Annotated in this window: 3 protein-coding genes; all 3 read right to left on the bottom strand. The window is 54.1% G+C overall.

All coding sequences use genetic code 11. The features are described from left to right. Positions 1 to 1,377, bottom strand: a 1,377-nt coding sequence (locus tag F8D48_RS11375; protein WP_151432149.1) for a glycosyltransferase family 2 protein, incomplete at its 3' end; no start/stop codon positions are given. Between the two features lie 12 nt (positions 1,378 to 1,389). Next, the gene (locus F8D48_RS11370; RefSeq protein WP_170272816.1) at positions 1,390 to 2,418 is read right to left on the bottom strand and encodes a glycosyltransferase family 2 protein; all 1,029 of its coding nucleotides are present in this window, start codon (positions 2,416 to 2,418) and stop codon (positions 1,390 to 1,392) included. Between the two features lie 18 nt (positions 2,419 to 2,436). Beyond that, positions 2,437 to 3,561: a glycosyltransferase family 2 protein gene (locus tag F8D48_RS11365; protein WP_151432145.1), complete on the bottom strand. Its 1,125-nt coding sequence runs from the start codon at positions 3,559 to 3,561 to the stop codon at positions 2,437 to 2,439. Between the last annotated feature and the right edge of the window lie 254 nt (positions 3,562 to 3,815).

The following is a 3,815-nucleotide window of genomic DNA, read 5'->3' as shown; positions in this document are numbered from 1 at the left end:
GGGGTGCTGCTCGAGTGCCTCATAAGAATCGTAAAACGATTGAGCAGAAAAGAACACCTGATCGGCATTGGAGTCTCGGGCTACTCCGAGTAAATGCTCGACGGCGGAGGGAACGAGGAGATCGTCGCTGTCGAGGAAAAGCACGTAATCGCCGGTGGCGGCGAGAAGGCCCGCATTGCGGGCGGACGAGAGGCCCCCGTTCTCTTTGCGGACAATCTGAGCGCGGGGGTCGAGGCCGCATATCTTCTGGGCGATAGAAAGAGAGCGATCGGTAGAGCCGTCATCCACGAGCACAACATCGAGGTTCCGATAGGTTTGCCCCAGCGCGGAGGCGATGCAATGCTCGAGGTACTCCTCCGAATTAAAGAAGGGGATAACGATGGAGACGGTCGTTTTCTGGGAGGGGTTGTCGGTCTTGGAGTAGGGAGCCAGATCATAGAAGCGGGGCATGCTCCGATATACCTCCGCTGTCTCGACAAGGATACGCAAGCCCCGATGCACCGAGGCGGCAAGTTTGCTTTCGTCTGAGTTCGGAATAGACTCTTGAAGGGCGCTGAGCGCTTCAAGAGCATCGTCCCGCAGCTCGCTTTTGATGGAGAAGAGAGCCGGAAGGTAGCTGTAGTGCAGACGCCGGAGGTGCTCTTCGCGGAGAACAGATAGCCCGGAGGCGATGGCGAGTTCGGCTTCTCGGCTGAGGGCGATGGCCAAATCTCGGGCGTTGTCGCTCGTCCACTGCCGAGAATGGTATTCCACGCGGTAAATGTATGAGGGTCGCTTGAGTGCGTAGAATCTTTTAACGACCGTCATGATTTCGACGAGAAAGAGCGGATCCTCGTAAACGCTGAGACTCCCAAAGCGGATACCGCGCGACTGGATTAGCTGCTTTTCGAAGATGAATCGCGTAAAGCCGTAGTCGAATTGATAATCGGAGAATTCAACGAATCCGTTCTCTTCGAAGAGATAGGCTCGCTTTGCCTTCTGCTTCGGGTTGGTTTGTATCCCGTCGGCCGACAGCTCGTACAGAGAGCCGCCGCAGACAGGGGAGTGATGCGTTGTTGCCGCATGGTACAGATCGGCGAGAACGTCGCAGTCGGGGTAAAAGTCATCGGCGTCCATGAATGCAATGTAGCGGCCGCGAGCGCGCTCAATGCCGCGGTTGCGCGCTGAGGACGCCCCCTGGTTTTGCTGGGCAATGACGATAATGCGCTCGTCGTTGCGGGCGTGCCGCTCCAGAATATCTCGTGATTCGTCGGTCGAGCCGTCATCGATGCAGATGATTTCGATTTCCCGGAGGCTCTGGCTCTCGATGGAGTTCAGGCAGTTGTCGAGATACTGAGCCTTGTTGTAGACAGGAATGATAACCGATACTTTGCACATTGCTGTTTGATCCTATCGATTCGAGAAGAGTCTTGCGGTCAGGCGGGTTTTGATTTTTCCAAGTAGCGATTGGTCAGAGCCTGCTTTCTCAATAGGGGGGAGCAATTCGCGATAAAGCTGTCGCTGCTGCTCACTCAGGCATTTATCACTGAACTGCAAAGGTGCGTCGAATGAAAGCAGTTCTTCGGCGAAGGCTCTCATGAACTGGTCGTATTCGGGCTTCTCGAGTCTCGTTGCGTTCCATTGGTAGGTTCTGAAGCGAAGTTCGCAGTACTTGTCCCATATCTGGGTGCGAACTTCGGGCCGCTCTGCCAGAAAACGGTCGATGGAAGCAAATTCATCCATGACGCAAAAAACTTTCTGGCTTGATTTGACTGAAGAGTTTTCGTTGTCGATGCGATAATGCAGGAAAGCGTCGTGTGTGAGGATCATCTTCTCTGCGGCTAGGTAAGTTTTGTACACGAAACCAGTATCCTGAAAGGACGCTCCGGGGGATTCCAAGAAGTCAATTCTGTTGTCGATGAGAAAGTCACGCTTATAAATGGCTGTCCAAATACACGGGGCGGGATTGAAGATGTTGGGAAGATCGGGGACGGGCTTGAATACTCGATTGTAGGGAAGCCCTCGCAGCACCTCAACGTATTCATCCGATGCTTCGCAAAGGCTGTAACGGTTTGCCTTTGCGATATCGCAGCCATTGTCCGCTGCCAATCGGTAGAGCTTTTCAAAGGCATCGGAATCGATGTAGTCGTCCGTTTCCACGATGCCAATATATTCACCTTGAGCTGCGGCGAGGCCGAGGTTCATCTGGGCACCATAGGATTTGACCGGAGAGGCCAATACGGAAACGTTAGGGTATTGGCTCGCCAGCTCTTGGATGATCTCTAACGTACCATCCGTGGATCCTGCGTCGATGCAGATGACCTCGATGTCTTCAAGAGTCTGGTTGATGACGCTCTCAAGGCTCTGGCGAATGTATTTGCCAACATTGAGAGAGGGCATGAGAACCGACACGCAGGGCTTGTTCGTCGTGGCATCCATCAATTACGGACCTTCCTGTTAGTTCGATTTCTTAAGGTAAGTGGCGATGCGGCGAAAGGGGGCTGTTAGGCACCGGCCGACTTTATACGAACGTGAGCGCTCAATGCTCTTGAGCCGCCCGTTCTCTGTCTTGATTTGCTCGCTCTCCTTGATTGCGGCCTTGGCTTCGTCGAGCTGGGCAAACACTTGCGATGCGGTCTGGTAGTCGCATGCATCCCAAATTCTCAGGCGGAGGGCGTAGTCCTCTTCATAGAAGTAGCTGGGATCTTTCGGCGCGAGCTTTGGGGTTACGTGCTCCTGCACGTAATCGTAGAATTCCTCGCGAGATGATCTCAGGGAGCAGATGTTCCAAAGACACATTTCAGCGACCCAGTTATCAAAACTTCTCTGAGCTTTGCCCGTAAGACCTTGTCGCGCCAGGTTGGCCTCGATGGCCTCGATGGCCGAGAAGAGGTTGCCCCAAGATTTGTCGCGGGTATTTTCGATTGACCGCAGATTATTCACGCGATGAACAACAAGGCGCTTATCGGTAAAGGCAAACCGCGTCATGAGCGCAAGAGCGGAGAACACGAAGAAAGCGTCGTTGGTGCTGCTCAATTCTTGAAAGGCGAGCCCATGCTCTTCGATGAACGCGCGGCGGTACAGCTTGTCCCAGGGCCAGCCTACGGTGTAGCGGAACGCCACATCCCAAAGATTGTCGGCCGAATAAACGGTGCAGGGGTTTAGCGTGTCGAGCAACGGTTTGTTGTGGTTCGTGCGCTTTTTCGTGGCATCGTCGAGGAAAAACGACTTGCAGAGGGCGACGTCAAGCTGGTTGCGTTCAGCAAGCTCGACCATGACGGCAAGAAAATTCGCATCAAAGTAATCGTCGGAATCGAGGAATGATAGATAGACCCCCCGGGCTTCTCGCAAGGCGTGGTTGCGGGCAGCGCCTGCATTGACGCGCTCGGTGTGCAGCACCCGAAGACGCGGGTCGCGCGCGGCATATTCGTCGAGGATGAGGGGGGATCGATCATTCGACCCATCATCGACGCAAATCACTTCAAAATCGGTAAATGATTGGCCGAGCACGCTGTCGAGGCATTGGGGCAGATAGTCTTCGGTGTTGTAGACTGGAATGATAATAGTGACTGTGGGATTCATGGCCTTCCTTGGACTTTTCTGTCAACGAAATACATTATGCCATATTGGGAAACCTTTGTGAGCGGGCGCGGTCTATTCGCTATGGTATTTTCGGTGCCGTTAAGACGTTTTCTGTCTGCGCGACGGCCTGTGTGAGTTAACTTTGTCCGGATTCCGGGTCGCTCCCCTGTGCCACAGGAAGAGGGCCCCTCCTGTATCCTCTCGGGTTGTCTAGGCCGGAGACGGAGAGGAAGGACCCTCCATGCGCGATCATA

Origin of the sequence: Adlercreutzia muris (assembly GCF_008831045.1) — a bacterium.
GTDB classification, from domain to species: Bacteria; Actinomycetota; Coriobacteriia; order Coriobacteriales; family Eggerthellaceae; genus Adlercreutzia; species Adlercreutzia muris.
The sequence above is the reverse complement of the archived record's forward strand: the minus strand, read 5'-3'. Positions and strand labels throughout refer to the sequence as shown.